Below are 16,031 nucleotides of genomic sequence, written 5' to 3' on the forward strand. Positions count from 1 at the left end.
GTACGGACGTACGGACAGGGGCACGCATGGCGAGTGTCGGGACCGCGCTGCGGGAGCTGCGCGGGGCGCAGAAGTCGGCGAAGGGGGTGTCGCTCTACTCGCGGTTCGTCAACCGGCCCGCCGGGCGGTACCTGGCCGCCTGGTCCCACGCGCTGGGGCTCACTCCGAACCAGGTGACGCTGGTCAGCGCCGCGTTCAGCTTCGCCGCCGTGGCCGCGGTCGCGCTGGCCGCGCCCTCGTGGTGGCTGGGCGCCGCCGTGTGGGCCGCGCTCGCGGCCGGCTTCGCCTTCGACTCCGCCGACGGGCAGTTGGCCCGGCTGCGCGGGGGCGGCAGTGCGGCGGGCGAGTGGCTCGACCACGTCGTGGACGCCGCCAAGCTGACCGCGCTGCACTCCTGCGTGCTGATCGCCTTCCACCGTTTCCCCGAGGCGTACGGGACGGGCGGGGACGGCTGGCTGCTGGTGCCGCTGGGCTTCCAGTTCGCCGCGGTCGTCACCTTCTTCGGGGGGCTGCTGACCGAGAAGCTCAAGCCGAAGGCGCCCGCGGGGAGTCCGGCCGCCGCGCCGTCGACCCTGCGCGCGGTGGCCTTGCTGCCCGTGGACTACGGGGTGTTCTGCCTGGTGTTCCTGCTGCTCGGCGGCGGGGAGGTGTTCGCCTGGGCGTACGCGGGCCTCGGGGTGGTGGCCGGGCTGTTCCTGCTGGCGTTCCTGACGAAGTGGTTCCGGGAGCTCAGCGCCGTTCGGCGGTGAACGCCTCGGCCCCCGCGAGGGGTTCGGCGAGCGCGTCCAGGGCGCGGCGCAGCTGGGTGCTGGAGGTGTGCACGGTGTAGGGGAAGTAGACGACGTCGACCCCGTGGGCGGCGAAGTCCTTCTCCAGCCGGGCGCCCTTGGGGGTGCCGCGCCAGTCGTCGCCCTTGAAGATGACGTCGAAGCGGACCTGCTTCCAGGTCTCGACCTTGTCGGGGACGGTCTCGACGAAGGCGGCGTCGACGTACTTGACGCTGCGGACGATCTCCAGGCGTTCGACGAGGGGGATCATCGGGCGGCGCCCCTTGGCGAGTTCGGCCATCTCGTCCGAGACGACCCCGGCCACGAGGTAGTCGCACCGACTGCGGGCGTGGCGAAGGATGTTCAGGTGCCCGATGTGGAACAGGTCGTAGGCGCCGGGCGCGTAGCCGACCCGGTACGGTCTGCGCGCCGGCACGGCGGGTTCGGGCATGTCGTGATCGGTCATCAGGTACCCCCCAGCGGCCGCACCCCCCGGTGCGGCTGATGAGCAGACAATAGCGTGCACGTTCCACGCCCTACGGGTGAACGAATAGGGTGACGTGCGCATCATCCAGGGGAGAAGGGGACGTTCAGTGTCCACATCCGGTCACCGGCGCCTGCTGCTGGTTTCCACCAACTACGCCCCCGAGCATGCGGGCATAGGCCCGTACGCCACCCAGATCGCGGAGCACTGGGCGCGATCCGGCCACGAGACCCACGTGTTGGCGGGCATGCCGCACTACCCCGCGTGGTCGCTCGAGCCGGAGTACAAGGGAGCGCTCCGGCGCACGGAACGGCGCGCGGGGGTCACGGTGCACCGGCGTGCGCACACGGTGCCGGGGCGTCAGACCGCCGTGAAGCGGGCCCTGTTCGAAGGATCGATTCTGCTGCACGGCGCCGTGGCCCCGCCCCGGATGCCGAGGCCGGACGCGGTCCTGGCGCAGATGCCGAGCCTGGCGGGCGGGGTGCTCGCCGCGCGGCTCGCCGCGAAGTGGAAGGTGCCGTACGTACCGGTCGTCCAGGACCTGATGGGCGCCGCCGCCGCGCAGAGCGGGATCAGCGGCGGGGACAAGGCGGCCGCGGTCGCCGGGCGCGCGGAGGCGTACGCCCTGAAGCGCGCCACCCTGGTCGGCGTCATCCACGAGACCTTCGTGGACCGGGTGGTCGGCATGGGCGTCGACCCGGGGCGGATCCGCCTGGTCCCCAACTGGTCCCACGTGGCGCGGCCCACCGCGCCGCGCGGCGAGACCCGGCGCCACCTGGGCTGGGCCCCCGGGCAGACGGTGGTCCTGCACTCCGGGAACATGGGCCTGAAGCAGGGGCTCGAGGTCCTCGTCGGCGCCGCCCGGCTGGATCCCGACGTCCGCTTCGTCCTCATGGGCGACGGCAGCCAGCGCGCGGCCCTCGCCGAACTCGCCGCCGGCGTACCGAATCTGGACATCATCCCCCCTGCCGCCGACGGCGAGTTCCCGGACGTCCTCGCCGCGGCGGACGTGCTCGCGGTCACGCAGCACGCGGCCGTCCTGGACATGAGCGTGCCGTCCAAGCTGACCTCCTACTTCCAGGCGGGCCGGCCCGTCGTCGCCTCCGTCGCGGCGCAGGGCGGCACGGCCCAGGAGGTGAAACGTTCCGGCGCGGGGGTGCTCGTACCGCCGGAGGATCCCGCGGCCCTGCTGAAGGCCGTACGGGCCCTGGCCGAGGACCCCGACGGCGCGGACGCCCTGGGCGCCGCCGGGCCCCTGCACGTGGCGGCCCATCTGGGCCGTGAGGCGGGCCTCGCCCGCATCGACGCACTGATCGACGAAGCACTTGGGGGTCCCCGGCCGTGATCGAGACCAACCGCCCCGCAGCGGCCCCCGCCGAGGACGAACCCGACCTCCTCAGGGACCAGTTCAAGCAGCTGCTGCGCTACCGCCGCCTCCTCGGCGCGGGCGTGGCCGTCGGCCTGCTGGGCGGCGTCTACCTCGGCATCTCCACGGCGGACACCTACGTGGCCACCGCCGACGTCGTGCTGCGCGCGCCGACCGACGACCCGTTCAACCCGAGCCTGGCCCCCGACAAGGCCATCAACATCGGCTCGGAGCGGCAGGTCGCGCTCTCCAGCTCCATCGCCGAGGCCGCCAGGAAGAAACTCGGCGTCGCCGACAAGGACTTCAAGGCCCTGCGGGCCGGCCTCCAGGTCACCAACCCGCCGCAGACCATGGTGCTCCGCTTCACCTACACCGCCTCCTCGCCCTCCGGGGCCGCCAAGCGCGCCAACGCGATGACCGAGGCCTACCTCCTCAAGCGGCAGGAAGCCCTCGACGCCACCCGCACCAACATGGTCAAGGGCTACAAGGACCAGCGCGACCCCGTCGCCAAGCAGCTCGACGAGCTGGTCAAGGAGATCGCCCGGATGCCCGCCGGGGCCCCGCGCGACGCCGCCACCTCCACCAAGACCGACCTGCAGAGCGAGGTCGGCGGCTACAACGGCAAGATCACCAAGCTCGAGGCCCTGGACATGACGCCCGGCCGGGTCACCAGCGCCGCGACCCCGCCCTCGGGCGCCGACGGCCCGGGCCTGCCCATGTCCCTCGCGCTCGGCGCCGCCGTGGGGCTGGCGCTGGGCCTGCTCGCCGCCTGGGTCCGGCTCGTGTTCGACCCGGCGCCGCGCTCCGAGGGCGACGTCTCGCGGGCCCTGCGGGCGCCCGTACTGGGTTACCTGCCCCGGGACAGGACCGGCGGCGGGCCGCTGCTCGCGGCCGGAGAGGCCGATCCGCGGCTCGCCGAGGAGTACCGCTCGGTGGCCTTCCGGCTGGCCTACGACGCCCGGTTCGCCGACCGGCGCCGGCTGCTGGTCGTCGCCCCGCGCGGCAGCAGCGAGACCGCCGCGGCGGTGGCCGTGAACCTGGCCGCCTCCTTCGCCGAGACCGGCAAGGACGTGCTCCTCATCGAAGCCGACCTGCGCACCCCGGTCCTGGCCAGCCAGCTCCCCACCGACACGGGCGGCCGGCCGGGCTGGGGCCGGCTGCCGGGCTTCGACGGCCCCGGGGACACGGACTGGCCCGACGGGCGCCAACTCCTCGTCGACGCCGGGGAATCGGGCACCTTCGACCTGATCCCGGGCGACCGGGTGCGCAACGTCCCCCGCGCGCTGACCTCCCCGCGCACCACCCGGCTGATCTCCGAGGCCGACTCCCCCAACTCCACCGTGGTGGTGCTCGCGCCGCCCGTCCTCTCCTACGCCGACGCCCTCGCCCTCGTCGACCGCGTCGACGGGGTCCTGGTGGTCTGCGACCCGCGTGCCGTGCACCGCAGCGACCTGGCCCGGATCCGCGAACTCATCGGCGGCGCCGGCGGGACCGTGCTGGGCGCGGTCCTGCACACCCCGCTGCCCGCCGAGAAGCGCGGCGGCAGCGGACGCCGGTCCGGGCCCGGGGCGGGTGCCCCGCAGCCGCCGGACGGGCCCGGGCAGGACACCCCGGGTGACGCCACCGAGACCGTCGCCCTGCGCACGGTCCGTACGGGCCGCAGATGAGCCGGCGGGGCCTCGCCGCGGTCGCCTCGGTCCTCGACCAGGCCGCCTCCAGTGCCACGAACATCCTGGTGCTGGTGCTGGCCGCCCGGCTGTCCTCGGCCTCGGGCTTCGCCGACTTCTCGATGGTGTACGTGACCTTCAGCGTGCTCCTCGGACTGAACATGGCCTACGTCGGCCAGAGCGTGGTGCTGGAGAAGGCCGAGCGGCTCGGCCCGGTGTGCCGTTCCTCCGTGCTGTTCACGGCCGCCGCCTCGGCGGTCGCCGCCCTGGTGCTGGCCGCCGTCGGCCTCGCGCTGGCCGGGTCCGCCGGACGGGCCTTCCTCGCGCTGGGCCTCGTCCTGCCGCTGGTCCTCGTACAGGACGGGCTGCGCTACTGCTTCTCCGCCCTGCGGGCGCCGCAGCGGGCACTGGCCGCCGACGCGCTGCGGCTGGTGTGCGTGGTCGCGGCGCTCGCCGCGCAGCCGTCGGGGGCCTCGGCCGGACGGCTCGTGCTGGTGTGGGGGCTGTCCGCGCTGCCGGCCCTGGCCCTCGGGCTGTGGCTGCTGCGGCCCTACGTCGCGGGCGTGCGCGCCGAGCTGCGCCCGTACCTGCGGCGCGGGCACCTCGGGCAGCGGTTCGTCGTCGAGTTCGCGGTGGGCAACGGCTCCAGCCAGCTCGCCGTGCTGGGTCTCGGCGTGTTCGCGACACCGCTGGCCGTCGGCGCGCTGCGGGGCGCCACCACCCTGTTCGGGCCGCTGAACGTGCTGTTCAACTCGGCGAACGCCTTCGGCCCGCCGGTGGTCGGCCGGGCCTCCGGCAAACGCGGTGTGGTCCGGCTGACCGCCCTGATGGGCGGGGTCCTCGCCGTGCTCGGCGCCGGCTGGGCGGTGGTGCTGTACGCGCTGCCCGACCGGCTGGGCCGGCAGCTGCTCGGCGACACCTGGACGGCGGCCGCCGCGCTGCTGCCCGCGACGGGCGCCCAGTACGCCGTCATGGGCCTGGGGACCTGCGCGCTGCTGACCCTGCGGGTGCTGAACCCGAAGGCCACCCTGTCCCTCCAGGTGGTGTTCTCCCTGCTGTCGGTGGCGCTGCTGCTGGGCGGGTACGCCGTGTGGGGGGTGGCCGGAGCCGCCTGGGGCCTGGCCCTGGGCTCCGCCGCGAAGGCGGGCGCCGGCTGGCTGCGCGTGGCCCGGCAGGGCGCCCGGCCGCAGGACGGGGCGGCGCCGGAAACGGCGCCCGCCCCGGCCTGACCGGCCGCCGTCACCGCACTAGTTGGTCTTCATGTTGGTCAGGTGCTCGCCGATGTAGCCGACGATGACCTTGCCGGTGGGGCCCTTGGTGTCGTCGAGGAAGTGGATCCGGGGCGAGGTGCTGCCCTTGCTGTCGATCTTCAGGTGGGGCTGCATCTCGGCCTTCCCCACCGGGTCGTAGGAGCGGGGCACGGGCAGGAGCCGTTCGGTGCCGTACTTGGCCATCGTCTGGTCGGTCTCCACCATCGAAACCTTCTTCACGGGCCACAGGGAGCGGTCCGACTGGCAGTGCTCGTAGAAGCCCCCGTTGAAGCCCTCCCCCGCGTCCCGCCCGTACCGGTCCAGGGCGCGCAGGGCCGCCCAGGTCTTCGCCGCCCAGACGCGCGCCCGGTCCGTCTCGTCGAGGGCCAGTGCCGGACCCGCGTCGGCGCTGACCAGGACGTGCTCGAAGGCGTCCCGGCGGCCCCAGAGGTCCTCGAAGCTCGCCGGCTGTCCCGGAAGCGGATCGACGACCACCGTCTCGTCCACGCGCCCCTCGCGTGCGAGGCGCCTGCGCAGTTCGTCGGCCTCCGCGCGGGCGCGATCGATCTCCTCCAGCACCTGGAGCTGCTCCTCCAGGTCGGTGTCCCACTTCTCGCGCACCTCGCGCAGTTCCGCGTCGAGGGAGCTGTGGGTCAGGGCGGCCAGTTCGGCCGAGCGGCGGTGCTCCTCGATCTCCCCGTCGGCGAGGTCGAGGAGCTCGGTCAGTTCGCCGACCTTGCGGAGCAGGGCCTCCATCTCGTCGCCGTGCCGGGCGGTGTCGAGCGCGGCGCGCCGCTCGTCACGGCGCCGCTGGTCCTCGTCGGGGAAGGCCAGCGCGTGCAGGGCCGGGGGCAGGGCGGCTTCGGTGGACATCCGCTGGACGATGCGCACGAGGTGGTCCCAGGAGCCGCTCTTGGGGTCGCTGAGGCGGGCCACCGTGGAGTAGCGGTGGCGGGGACCGTCGGGCGCCCAGGCCGGGTCCACGCCGGTGAGGAAGACGCGGACCGCTCCGGGCGCGACCCGGTGGTGCTCGGCCTGGACCCGGAAGGCGTCGACGGCGCCGACCCCGTCGAGGAGGTACAGGGAGGCGGCCCCCGCGCTCTTGCGCATCGCCGAGGCCATCCGGTCCAGCCACAGGGGCTCCTCGTGCAGCGGCCGGGCGGCGACGACCACCGGCAGCCGCCGGTCGGGGTCGCACAGGACGTCGATCAGGTGGCCGACCTCGGCGGGGCCGACCGGGACCGGGCTGAGGGTGAGGGGGGCCAGTCCGTCCGTGCAGTCCAGGTTCCCCACGAGGGCCGTGACGAGTCCCGGCCGTTGGGGGACGGGCTTGTGCCCCGGGTTCGGGAAGCACTCCAGGGCCACGGACACCACGGCGGCCTCCCCCGGCGGGGGGACGACCGCGGTGACGGTGGTGCGCCAGGTGGCCTCGGCGGCGTCCTCCCGGAGCTGGAGGCGCATGGCGCTCTCCGAGCCGTCGGGATCGTAGGCGACCTGCGAGCTGAGCACGCGCAGGTCGTCGAGGTGGTGGAGGCCGGAGGCTATCGGGACGGCGCGGCAGAACTTCCGGTTGAGCCAGTCGGCGGTGATCCGGCGGACGTCCCGCAGGACGTCCTGGCCTTGGCGGACGGTGAGCGTGGTGCGGTGGGCCAGCGGGCTGATTGCAGAACTCACGGCGGCTCTTCGGTGCTCGTCGGGGCAACGATGTCCCAGAGCGTAGGGGCCCGTCCGCCCCGGTGGGCGGGCACTGCGAAAATCACACCGGTACGACGGGATGCGGGCCCGGGACTGGTAGGTCCCGGGCCCGCTTCATCGGTCATTCAGCCGCTGGTGCCGGTCAGTTGTAGGTGCCGGTGATGGAGACGCCGGTGTGGTTGCCGGTGACTCCGGTCAGGTCGACCGGGGCGGCGGGGGTCCAGGTGCCGTTGACGGCGCGGATGGTGTGCAGGACCCGGCCGTCGGTGGTGACGAAGGCGGCCTGGAGCTCGTTGTTGACCGCCGCGGCCGCCACGTCGGTGACGGTGATGCCGGCCGGGACGACCGAGGAGAGGTCGTTCAGGACCCACTGGCCGCTGGCGAAACGCGCACCGTGGTAGCGCTTCGCGCCGCCCTCGGTGGTCACCACCAGCTGCATGTCACCACCCGTACCGGCCACGGCGATGTCGCCGATGCCGCTGACGCCCGTCTCGGTGGAGGCGTTGCCCCAGTCGATCCAGGTGCCGTCCGCGTGGCGGACCGTGTGGAACAGGGAACCGCCCGACAGCGCGACGATCTGGGTGTCGCTGCCGGTCTGGGACATCGCCACCTTGGTGACGGGCGCGCCGCCCGGGTTGCCCACCGCGCCGAACGGCGCCCACGTGCCGTTCGCCCGGCGGACCGTGTGGTAGACCTTCCCGTCCGCGACCACCACGACCTGGAGCTCGGTGCCCGAGGAAACCGCCGCGACCTGCGTGATGTTGGCCAGCGGACCGGCCTCGCCGTGGACATCCCCGAAGCCCGCCCAGTTCCCGTCCGCGAGGCGGACGGTGTGGTAGAGCTTGCCCTCGTTGTTGACCGCCAGGACGTGCGTGGTGCCGTCGATGCCCGCCTCGGCGGAGGTCCGCACCCCGCCCGGTACCTCGCCGGCCACGTTCTCGACGTTGCCGAAGCCCGTCCAGGTGCGGTCCGGGTTGCGGACGGCGTGGAAGAGCCCGCCACCGGACTCCACCGCGACCTGGGCCCGCCACTGGCCGGTCGGCGCCGGCGGGGTGGTGGTCGGGGGCGGGGTGCCGGGGACACCGACGGGCGAGACGAAGGCGAGGGCCTTGCCGGCGCCCGGGTTGGTGTAGGTGCGCCAGTTGAACCAGTTCTTGTACGAGACCTTGCGGCTCTCGTTGCCGCCGACGGTCTGGATCTGCGAGCCGTCGTCGGAGACCCCGACCACGAGGCTGACGTGGTTGGCCTCACCCGAGACGGAGCCGTCGTCGTCCCACAGGACGGCGTCGCCGATCTGGGGGCCGCTGGTGTGCAGGGTGCCGTTGCGCTGGCCGTAGCTGTAGAAGGACGCGGCGGCCGCGTTGAGGCCGGAGGTGTTCGCGCCGGCCTGCTTCCAGACCCAGCGGGAGAACTCGGCGCACCAGGCGCTCGGGTAGACGCAGCCGTAGTACGGGGTGCAGTCGTTGCCGACCTGCGACCGGGCGATGTCGGCGACCGTGGGGGCGTAGGCCGAGGCGGGCGCGGCCGCGGACATCCCCATGACGGGGGCGAGGACGAGGGAGGCGATCAGGAAGGAGCGGGCACGAGCCGACTTCGTGGTCTTGAACATGACGGGGGCGTCCTTAGAGGAAAGAAGTCCGGAGGAGGAGGGGGCGGGCGGGCTGCTCGTGCCGCGTCAGTTGTAGGTGCCGGTGATCGAGACGCCGGTCCGGGTGCCGCTCACGCCGGTCAGGTCGAGCGGGGCGGCGGGGGTCCAGGTGCCGTTGACGGCGCGGATGGTGTGCAGGACCCGGCCGTCGGTGGTGACGAAGGCGGCCTGGAGCTCGTTGTTGACCGCTGCCGCCGCGACATCGGTGACCGTGACACCGGCCGGGACGACCGAGGAGAGGTCGTTCAGGACCCACTGGCCGCTCGCGAAGCGGGCACCGTGGTAGCGCTTGGCGCCGCCCTCGGTGGTCACCACCAGCTGGAGGTCACCGGCCGTACCCGCCACCGCGACGTCGTCGATGCCCGTCACACCGGTTTCGGTGGAGGCGTTGCCCCAGCCCAGCCAGGTGCCGTCCGCGTGCCGCACGGTGTGGAAGAGCGAGCCGCCCGACACCGCGACGACCTGGGTGTCGGTGCCGGTCTGCGAGAGCGCCACCTTGGTGACGGGCGCGCCGCCCGGGTTGCCCACCGCGCCGAACGGCGCCCACGTCCCGTTCGCCCGGCGGACCGTGTGGTAGACCTTCCCGTCCGCGACCACCACGACCTGCACCTCGGTGCCCGAGGAAACCGCCGCGACCTGCGTGATGTTGGCCAGCGGACCGGCCTCGCCGGCCACGTCCCCGAAGCCCGTCCAGGAGCGGTCGGCGAAGCGGAGCGCGTGGTAGAGCTTGCCCTCGTTGCTGACGGCCAGGACGTGCGTGTCGCCGTTGATGCCCGCCTCGGCGGTCGTACGGACCCCCGTGGGGATCTCGCCGGTCACGCCCTGGACGTCGCCGAAGCCGGTCCAGGTGCGGTCCGCGTTGCGCACGGCGTGGAAGAGCCCGCCACCGGACTCCACCGCGACCTGCGCCCGCCACTGGCCGGTCGGCGCCGGCGGGGTCGTCGTGTCCTCGCAGTTCTTGCTGGTCAGCGTCGAACCCATGCTGAACGGCGTGCCGTTGAAGACGGACTGCTTGACCGCGCCGTTGTACTGCTGCTCGTAGTGCAGGTGCGCACCGGTGGAGTTGCCGGTGCTGCCGACTATGCCGATCTTCTGGCCCCGACCCACGTGCGTCCCGACGCTGACGTCGTAGTCGTTGAGGTGGGCGTAGAGGGTCTTCCAGCCGCTGCCGTGGTCGATGACCACGTACTTGCCGTACGAGCCGCTCAGCGTCTTGGCGACGCTGACGGTGCCCTCGGCGCTGGCCAGCACGGGCTGGTTGGCGGTGGTGGAACCGTGCGTCCAGTCGATCGCCAGCGTGGAGGGGCTGTGCCCGCTGTAGGTGTTGCCCGCCCAGGCCTGACCGCAGCTGAAGGGCATCTGGTAGCCGGGGCCCGCGGCGAAGGAGGGGGACGCGGCGAAGGCGACCAGACCGGATGCGGCCAGGGCGAGCCCGGTGACGGAGGTCAGCGCACGACGGGTGAAGGTGATGGACATGATGGCTCCTCGGATGTGTCGTGCGCTGGTCAGTTGAAGGTGGCGGTGATGGCGACGCCGGTGTGGTTGCCGCCGACGCCCGTCAGGTCCATCGGGGCGGCGCCCGTCCAGGTCCCGTTGACGTGGCGGAGGGTGTGGAGCACGCGGCCGTCGGTGGTGACGAAGGCGGCCTGGAGTTCGTTGTCGACGGCCGCGGCCGCCACGTCGGTGACGGTGATGCCGGCCGGGACGACCGAGGAGAGGTCGTTGAGGACCCACTGGCCGCTGGCGAAACGCGCACCGTGGTAGCGCTTCGCGCCGCCCTCGGTGGTCACCACCAGCTGCATGTCACCACCCGTACCGGCCACGGCGATGTCGCCGATGCCGCTGACGCCCGTCTCGGTGGAGGCGTTGCCCCAGTCGATCCAGGTGCCGTCCGCGTGGCGGACCGTGTGGAACAGGGAACCGCCCGACAGCGCGACGATCTGGGTGTCGCTGCCGGTCTGGGACATCGCCACCTTGGTGACGGGCGCGCCGCCCGGGTTGCCCACCGCGCCGAACGGCGCCCACGTCCCGTTCGCCCGGCGGACCGTGTGGTAGACCTTCCCGTCCGCCACCACCACGACCTGGAGCTCGGTACCCGAGGAAACCGCCGCGACCTGCGTGATGTTGGCCAGGGCACCGGCCTCACCGGCCACGTCCCCGAAGGTGCCCCACGTACGGTCCGCCTTGCGGACGGTGTGGTAGAGCTTGCCCTCGTTGCTCACGGCCAGGACGTGCGTGTCGCCGTCGATGCCCGCCTCGGCGGTCGTCCGTACGCCGCCCGGGACCGTCGCGGCCTCGCTGTCGACGTTGCCGAAGCGGGTCCAGGTGCCGTTGTCGAAGCGGGTGGCGTGGTAGATCCCGTTGCCGGAGTCGATCAGCACCTGCGCCTTCCACGACTGCGCGGGGGCCGGCGGCGTCGGGGCGTCCGGGTACGGGTCGGCGTGGTCGTACGCGAGTCCGGCGAGGCGGCCGCAGCTGGGCCAGGCACCCGCGCCCTGGCCGGCGAGGACCTTCTCGCCTATCAGGATCTGCTGCTTCTTGGTGGCCTGGTGGGCGTAGGCCGCGTAGGCGGTGCCGCCGTAGGCCCGCCACGTCGAGGCGGAGAACTGCAGGCCGCCGTAGTAGCCGTTGCCGGTGTTGATGCTCCAGTTGCCGGAGCTTTCGCACTGGGCGACCTTGTCCCAGGTCGCGACGCTCGCCGCCGAGGCCGGGGCGGCGCTCAGAGAGACGAGGAGGGACGAACTGACGGCGGCGGCAGCGGTGATCGACGCGAGCGCGGTCAGACGGCGGCGAGCAGGCATGGGAAACCCCCCAGGGTGTACGGACGTGGATGTGCTGCGGACGCGCAGTGGTGCGGCTCCGGGTCCGCGCCCAGTGGCGTCTCCCCGGTTCCCCCCGGCCCTTGCTGCGGCCGTTGAGAGGATCATGTCCGCTGGTCAGGGCCCGTTCCAGGGGTTCGCGGTGGCCGGAAACGGCACTGTCCGCAAGCGTCCACATGGGGCTGCGGGAGGGCATGCGGCAGCCCGGGAGGGCGGTTCGGGGAGGGGGTCCAGCGGGCTTGGGGGGGTGTGCGTCAGCGCAGGGTGGTGCCCTTGTCCTGGCGGTACGTGGCCACGAGCGCGAGGCACAGGGCGGCGATGGCGACCCGGCCCGAGGCCTGGAGCAGCGGACCGCGCAGCAGGATGAAGGAGTAGCCGGCGACCAGCGGGACCACCACCGAGATCAGGCTGCCCGAGGGCGAGCGGCGGGTGGCGCGCTTGGCGTAGCGCCGGTCCACGCGGGCGGAGGCGTACCCCAGGGCGAGGAGCCCGGCGCCCATGCCCAGCGGGCCGAAGTCGATCCACAGCTCCGCCCAGACCGGGGAGGAGAGGTTGGTGTTGACGGTGCCCATCCACTGGCCGACCATCACGCCGGTGTCGCGCGGCTTGCCCGGCCACATGGAGCGGGGCACCGCGAAGAAGACCGATCCGGCGAGCTGGCGGCCGTAGAAGTGGCCGGGGCCGGAGCGGGAGAAGGTGATGGTGTTCGCGAACATGCCGATCTGGTCGTAGTCCTTGAGGGCCATGGGCTCCAGGAACGAGGTCGTCTCGACGGGCTTGTAGTTCTTCTCGTCGTAGCGGAAGCGGTCCGCGAAGGGGAAGACGAGGAGGGCGACCACCACGGCCATCGACAGCGCCACCCGGTACATCGCCGCGCTCACCGGGAAGACGGTGAAGAGCAGCGCGAACAGGACGGTGAGGAACCAGTAACGGGGGTTCGAGACGGGGTTGTTGACGATCAGGTTCAGCACGGCGAGCGCCGCCCAGGTGACGATGACCGACACCGTGCGGCGGGCGAACGTCGAGGTGATCAGCCAGCGCGTGTACAGCAGCAGCGCGAGCAGCGCCGGTACGGTGCCGAAGCCGCGCAGCAGGGCCTGGCCGGCCTGGCCGTCGCCGTTGGAGACGCCCGCCTCCTCGATGCCCGCGATGATCTCCTGCCGGCTGGAGAAGAAGACGGCGGGGCCACCGAGCTTCACGATGAAGGCGGCGCTGCACACGAAGGCCATGGCGGCGAGGAGTTGGAGCCGCCGCCGGTGGGCCATGACCGGCCGGGGTTCCTTCTGGGAGCCGCCGGCGCGGCCCGCGGGCCGGTGGCGGGCGAGCAGCACGCCGACGTCGAAGGCCGTGCAGCCGAGGAGGACGAGGCCGATGGCGAGGGTGAGGTCGGAGCGGGGGCCGACGACGGGGGTCGGGACCCGGCCGAGTACGGCCTGCGCGAGCGGGGCCACGCCCATGGCCATGTAGACGAACAGCCAGAAGGAGCCCTGGAGCAGTTTGCGGCGGCTGGTCAGGACCATCGCGGAGAGGCGGGCCCCCGCGTACATGGTGAGCAGGAGCTGCAGCCAGTAGGCCGCGTCGCGCTGGCCGTCACCGGGCTGGACGGCGACGAACAGCGGGAGGAACACGGTGAATCCGAGGATGAGGGGCACGGACAGGGCCCGGGAGAGCAGGGTCCGCGGGGTGGTGATCGGGCCCCACCGGGACTCGTCCGCGGCGGGCGTCGGCGCGGCCGGCTCGGCGGGCTTGCGTATGTCCGTAGCCACCGTTGCCCCCAGCCCTGTGCGTGATCCGCGCGCAGTCTAGTCTGAGCGTTCCGCGCCAGGGGAGGCGCGTGGTGGACGACGAGGGGCGACTGTTGCGCGATCTTCCTGCCTTCACGCTGGCCGGCTACGACAAGGGGCGGGGGCGGTTGACGCAGGCCCTGTGGTTCGCCGTCATGAACACCGTCTTCATGGCGTGGTTCTGTCCGGCGCGGGTGCGCGTCGCCCTGCTGCGGGCCTTCGGGGCGAAGATCGGCGACGGGGTCCTGATCCGGCACCGGGTGCGCGTGCTGTGGCCGTGGAAGCTCACCGTCGGGGACCACACCTGGATCGGCGAGGGCGCCTGGCTACTGAACCTGGAGCCGGTGACCATCGGCGCGAACGTCTGCCTGTCGCAGGAGTCCATGCTGTGCACCGGCTCGCACGACCACCGGGCCACCGACTTCCGCTACCGCAACGCCCCGATCACCGTCGAGGACGGCGCGTGGGTGGCGGTACGGGCGACCGTGCTGGCCGGTGTGACGGTCGGGCGGTGCGCGGTGGCGGGCGCCGGGGCCGTGGTCCACGAGGACCTGCCCGAACTGACCCTGCAGACGATGGACGGGCGGCGCCGCCCGGTCGAGGAGCCCAAATGAGAATCCTGCACGCGGTCACCCTGCACTCCCCCTCGCACGCCTTCGGCGGGCCGGTACGGGTCGCGCTCAACCTGGCCAAGGGGTTGCGGGAGCGCGGCCACGACGCCCGACTCCTCGCGCTGGGCGAGGACTTCGACCCCTGGCCCACCGAGGTGGAAGGCGTCCCGGCCAAGCTGTTCCCCGCCCGCCGGCTCCTGCCCCTCGGCTTCAGCGGGATCACCTCACCGGCCCTGCTGGCCTCGGCGGGCCGGCTGGTGCGGGAGGCCGACCTGGTCCACGTCCACCTGGCGCGGGACCTGGTGACCCTGCCCGTCGCCCTGGCGGCGCTGCGGGCGGGCAAACCGCTGGTCCTGCAGACCCACGGGATGGTCGACCCGAGCGCGAAGGCACTGGCCAAGGTGCTGGACGCGGTGGCGGTACGCCGCCTGCTGCGCGGAGCGGACGCCGTGCTGTACCTGACCCCGTACGAGCGGGAGGGGCTGGACGCGGTGGTGGGCGCCCCGCTGGCCCGCGCCGTGCGGCTGGTCAACGGCACCCCGGTGCAGCCGCCGCGCCCCGCCCTGTCCGGGCCGCCGCGCATCCTGTACTCGGCCCGCCTCCAGGCCCGCAAGCGCCCGGTGGACTTCGTGGCGGCGGCCCCGGCGGTCCTCGCGGCCCACCCGGACGCCCACTTCGTGGTGGCGGGCCCGGACGAGGGCGAGCTGTCTGCGGTCCGCGCCCGCATCGAGGCCCTGGGCCTCTCCGCCCGCTTCACGGTCCCCGGCGCCCTCTCCAGCGCCGAGGTCCTGACGGAACTCCACCGCGCCCACGTCTACGTCCTGCCCTCGGTCGACGAACCCTTCCCGATGTCGGTCCTGGAAGCCCTCGCGACAGGCGTCCCCCCGGTCGTCACCCACTCCAACGGCCTGGCCCGCGACATCGCAGCCGCCGGCGCGGGCAGAGCCGTCGACCCCGGCCCGGAAGCCGTGGCGGAAGCGATCCTGGACCTCCTCGACCCGCACACCAACACGACCGCCTCCCTCGCAGCCCGCGAACTCGCCACGAAATCCTTCTCCATGAACGCCGTCCTCGACACCCTCCTCGGCGTCTACGAAGGCACCGCCCGCTGAGGGAACGGAAAACGCCGCCGGGCCCGGTTCGGGTGCGGCGGCGTTTTCGTACGGGTGGGGGTTACGCGGGGAGCCAGGCGTAGCAGCCCGTCGAGTGGAAGTCCGTGGTGCCCTGGGGGACGGTGGCGGTGGTGGGGGCGCCTGGCTTCGGCGGGGTTTCCGGGCCCGAGGCCAGGACGGAGCCGTCCTTGGACTTCGCCTCCCAGGTGCAGGTGGTGCTCTGGGTCAGGGCGCGGTAGGTGCCGGGGGCGGGGGTGGTGCGGGGGGAGTCGCCGAAGCCCTGTTCCGCGGCTGCCAGGACCGGCTTCTGTTCGGGGCACAGGAAGGTGATGGCGTCCTTCGCCCCGGTGATCTCCCCGGAGATGACGGCCCCCACGGCCGCGTCCTTGTCGCGCTTCGCGGTGCGTGCCACCCGCTGGCAGGTTTCCTGGCCCGTCTGGAGGACGGCGGCCGGGTCCGTCTTCTCGGGGACGCGGCCGCTCAGGTACTGCTTCTCGTTCTCCTTGAAGGTGCCCGTCTTCGGGGTGAGCTTCGCGTCCGGCAGGACGGGGCCCGTCGGCTTCGCGTCCGGCGCGGCGGGCGCGGCGAGCGTCGGGGAGGCGTCGGCCGGGTCGGGGACCGGGGAGGCGGCGGGCGGCTTCGGGGTGGCCCCGGCGCCGGCGGAGGCCTTGCCGTCGCCGGAGGAGCTGCAGGCGGTCAGCGTCAGGGAGGCGGCCAGGAGGGCGGCAGCCGCTGCGGAGCGTCGGGGCATCGGGTGGCTCCTGTACGTGCGTACGTGCGTACGTGCTGGTGACTCGGTCGGATGGGGGTACGGGGTCCGGCGCGTGC

13 protein-coding genes are annotated in these 16,031 nt (G+C 73.2%); 6 read left to right on the forward strand and 7 right to left on the reverse strand.

The features are described 5' to 3' along the window. The first annotated feature begins 26 nt into the window (after positions 1–26). A complete protein-coding gene (locus tag OOK31_RS10230) occupies positions 27–749 on the forward strand; it encodes a CDP-alcohol phosphatidyltransferase family protein (RefSeq protein WP_267012114.1) in 723 nt (240 codons plus the stop codon). Here the strand turns inward: OOK31_RS10230 and OOK31_RS10235 are convergent. Continuing rightward, a complete protein-coding gene (locus OOK31_RS10235; RefSeq protein WP_267012115.1) occupies positions 730–1,233 on the reverse strand; it encodes an adenylyltransferase/cytidyltransferase family protein in 504 nt (167 codons plus the stop codon). The genes OOK31_RS10230 and OOK31_RS10235 overlap by 20 nt on opposite strands. Positions 1,234–1,390: 157 nt before the next feature. On the opposite strand from OOK31_RS10235, the gene OOK31_RS10240 reads away from it, so the two are divergent. The 3 genes from OOK31_RS10240 to OOK31_RS10250 are packed head-to-tail and all read left to right on the forward strand — an operon-like array spanning position 1,391 to position 5,513. Beyond that, positions 1,391–2,596, forward strand: a complete 1,206-nt coding sequence (locus OOK31_RS10240) for a glycosyltransferase family 4 protein (protein WP_267012837.1) — start codon at positions 1,391–1,393, stop codon at positions 2,594–2,596. Continuing rightward, a complete protein-coding gene (locus tag OOK31_RS10245; protein WP_267012116.1) occupies positions 2,593–4,284 on the forward strand; it encodes a lipopolysaccharide biosynthesis protein in 1,692 nt (563 codons plus the stop codon). The genes OOK31_RS10240 and OOK31_RS10245 overlap by 4 nt, the downstream gene beginning before the upstream one ends. Further along, the gene (locus tag OOK31_RS10250) at positions 4,281–5,513 is read left to right on the forward strand and encodes a hypothetical protein (protein ID WP_267012117.1); all 1,233 of its coding nucleotides are present in this window, start codon (positions 4,281–4,283) and stop codon (positions 5,511–5,513) included. Before OOK31_RS10245 ends, OOK31_RS10250 begins: the two co-directional genes overlap by 4 nt. An 18-nt stretch (positions 5,514–5,531) precedes the next feature. On the opposite strand, the gene OOK31_RS10255 is transcribed toward OOK31_RS10250, so the two are convergent. The 5 genes from OOK31_RS10255 to OOK31_RS10275 all read right to left on the reverse strand — a co-directional run bounded on the left by OOK31_RS10255 (position 5,532) and on the right by OOK31_RS10275 (position 13,462). Further along, entirely contained in the window at positions 5,532–7,208 is a 1,677-nt protein-coding gene (locus OOK31_RS10255) for a hypothetical protein (RefSeq protein ID WP_267012118.1), read from the reverse strand. A gap of 163 nt (positions 7,209–7,371) precedes the next feature. Beyond that, the gene (locus OOK31_RS10260) at positions 7,372–8,838 is read right to left on the reverse strand and encodes a CHAP domain-containing protein (RefSeq protein ID WP_267012119.1); all 1,467 of its coding nucleotides are present in this window, start codon (positions 8,836–8,838) and stop codon (positions 7,372–7,374) included. Positions 8,839–8,904: 66 nt separating this feature from the next. Next, positions 8,905–10,353, reverse strand: a complete 1,449-nt coding sequence (locus OOK31_RS10265) for a M23 family metallopeptidase (RefSeq protein ID WP_267012120.1) — start codon at positions 10,351–10,353, stop codon at positions 8,905–8,907. Positions 10,354–10,382: 29 nt separating this feature from the next. Further along, complete coding sequence (locus tag OOK31_RS39365; RefSeq protein WP_323188200.1) at positions 10,383–11,678, reverse strand: transglycosylase family protein; 1,296 nt, start codon at positions 11,676–11,678, stop codon at positions 10,383–10,385. Positions 11,679–11,950: 272 nt separating this feature from the next. After that, positions 11,951–13,462 carry a hypothetical protein gene (locus tag OOK31_RS10275; RefSeq protein WP_267012121.1) on the reverse strand — a complete coding sequence of 504 codons (1,512 nt, stop codon included), beginning with the start codon at positions 13,460–13,462 and terminating at the stop codon, positions 11,951–11,953. Positions 13,463–13,554: 92 nt separating this feature from the next. On the opposite strand from OOK31_RS10275, the gene OOK31_RS10280 reads away from it, so the two are divergent. Together OOK31_RS10280 and OOK31_RS10285 are read left to right on the forward strand one after the other, a co-directional pair. Further along, positions 13,555–14,094: a WcaF family extracellular polysaccharide biosynthesis acetyltransferase gene (locus OOK31_RS10280; RefSeq protein WP_267012122.1), complete on the forward strand. Its 540-nt coding sequence runs from the start codon at positions 13,555–13,557 to the stop codon at positions 14,092–14,094. Then, complete coding sequence (locus OOK31_RS10285; RefSeq protein ID WP_267012123.1) at positions 14,091–15,203, forward strand: glycosyltransferase; 1,113 nt, start codon at positions 14,091–14,093, stop codon at positions 15,201–15,203. The genes OOK31_RS10280 and OOK31_RS10285 overlap by 4 nt, the downstream gene beginning before the upstream one ends. A gap of 61 nt (positions 15,204–15,264) precedes the next feature. On the opposite strand, the gene OOK31_RS10290 is transcribed toward OOK31_RS10285, so the two are convergent. Then, a complete protein-coding gene (locus OOK31_RS10290; RefSeq protein WP_267012124.1) occupies positions 15,265–15,954 on the reverse strand; it encodes a hypothetical protein in 690 nt (229 codons plus the stop codon). Between the last annotated feature and the right edge of the window lie 77 nt (positions 15,955–16,031).

It is taken from the genome of Streptomyces sp. NBC_00249, from assembly GCF_026342355.1.
In the GTDB taxonomy this organism is placed as follows: Bacteria; Actinomycetota; Actinomycetes; order Streptomycetales; family Streptomycetaceae; genus Streptomyces.

Bases quoted from the DNA above. Each gene is read 5' to 3' on its own strand.
- OOK31_RS10230 (WP_267012114.1), top strand. From the start codon at position 27: ATGGCGAGTGTCGGGACCGCGCTGCGGGAGCTGCGCGGGGCGCAGAAG.
- OOK31_RS10235 (WP_267012115.1), bottom strand. From the start codon at position 1,233: ATGACCGATCACGACATGCCCGAACCCGCCGTGCCGGCGCGCAGACCG.
- OOK31_RS10250 (WP_267012117.1), top strand. From the start codon at position 4,281: ATGAGCCGGCGGGGCCTCGCCGCGGTCGCCTCGGTCCTCGACCAGGCC.
- OOK31_RS10260 (WP_267012119.1), bottom strand. From the start codon at position 8,838: ATGTTCAAGACCACGAAGTCGGCTCGTGCCCGCTCCTTCCTGATCGCC.
- OOK31_RS10265 (WP_267012120.1), bottom strand. From the start codon at position 10,353: ATGTCCATCACCTTCACCCGTCGTGCGCTGACCTCCGTCACCGGGCTC.
- OOK31_RS39365 (WP_323188200.1), bottom strand. From the start codon at position 11,678: ATGCCTGCTCGCCGCCGTCTGACCGCGCTCGCGTCGATCACCGCTGCC.
- OOK31_RS10285 (WP_267012123.1), top strand. From the start codon at position 14,091: ATGAGAATCCTGCACGCGGTCACCCTGCACTCCCCCTCGCACGCCTTC.
- OOK31_RS10290 (WP_267012124.1), bottom strand. From the start codon at position 15,954: ATGCCCCGACGCTCCGCAGCGGCTGCCGCCCTCCTGGCCGCCTCCCTG.